Origin of the sequence: Paenarthrobacter sp. NPDC057355, assembly GCF_042667405.1 — a bacterium.
In the GTDB taxonomy this organism is placed as follows: domain Bacteria; phylum Actinomycetota; class Actinomycetes; order Actinomycetales; family Micrococcaceae; genus Arthrobacter.
The window spans coordinates 1-745 of the sequence record NZ_JBHVAL010000057.1 but is presented as its reverse complement, the minus strand read 5'-3'; the positions used below and the strand labels follow the sequence as shown (position 1 = coordinate 745).

The following is a 745-nucleotide window of genomic DNA, read 5'->3' as shown; positions in this document are numbered from 1 at the left end:
GGTTCCCGGCGGGGGCCGGAGCTTCCGCCGCAGGCGGTCGAGTTTTTTTTGTGGTTCCGGGCTGAAGAAGTCTTTAACCGTTGCTGATCAGTGGGGCCCCTCCGAGAGCAAGAAAGGGGGCCGAGTGCCCACTTCGTGCGGTGAGGGCATCCAGCCCTCTCCATTGGTACAAGTGTAATGGCCCCCTTTCATGCTCTCGCCCCACAGATCACCAACGGTCAAACACTTCTCCAACCCTAGGCGACATTGTCTTCTGACGGTTCGTCAGGGGTTTCTGACGTGTCGTCAGGAGCGAGTTTCTTGACTGCCCAGATTTGGTGTGCAGTGAGGAGCTTGACGAGTGCCGGAAATCCGCCTCGTTCGACGGCTTCGAGGACTCGGGCTTCGAGGCCGTGGGCGACGACCATCTTCCAGGCCGACTCGGCCAGCTCGGCCACCTCCCCGCCGGCCACTTCTTCGGCGGCGTGCTCTTCGTCGCTGATCTCGTCCACTCCGAGCCGAGCCTTGAGCTTGGGTGACCAGCGAAGCCAGGACTTGCCCTTGGTCGCCTTCTCGTACTCAATCCAGAGGTCAACGACCGCAGCGTCCCCGGTCGCAAGCAGGTACTCGACCATTTCGAACGGCGTCAGACTTCCCAGCTTGCCTTTCTTGAGATCACCGCGAGCGACCTCATTTCCGATGTGGCGTCCGGAGTCCTGAGCCTTAGCGATGTATTCCCCGGCACCTTCGGCAGTCATGACCTTGT

1 pseudogene is annotated in these 745 nt (G+C 60.8%); it reads right to left on the bottom strand.

Annotated features, from left to right (window positions below):
• Positions 1-236: 236 nt before the first annotated feature.
• Positions 237-745 (bottom strand): annotated as a pseudogene (locus tag ACFUOZ_RS21360) (hypothetical protein); the annotation flags it as partial.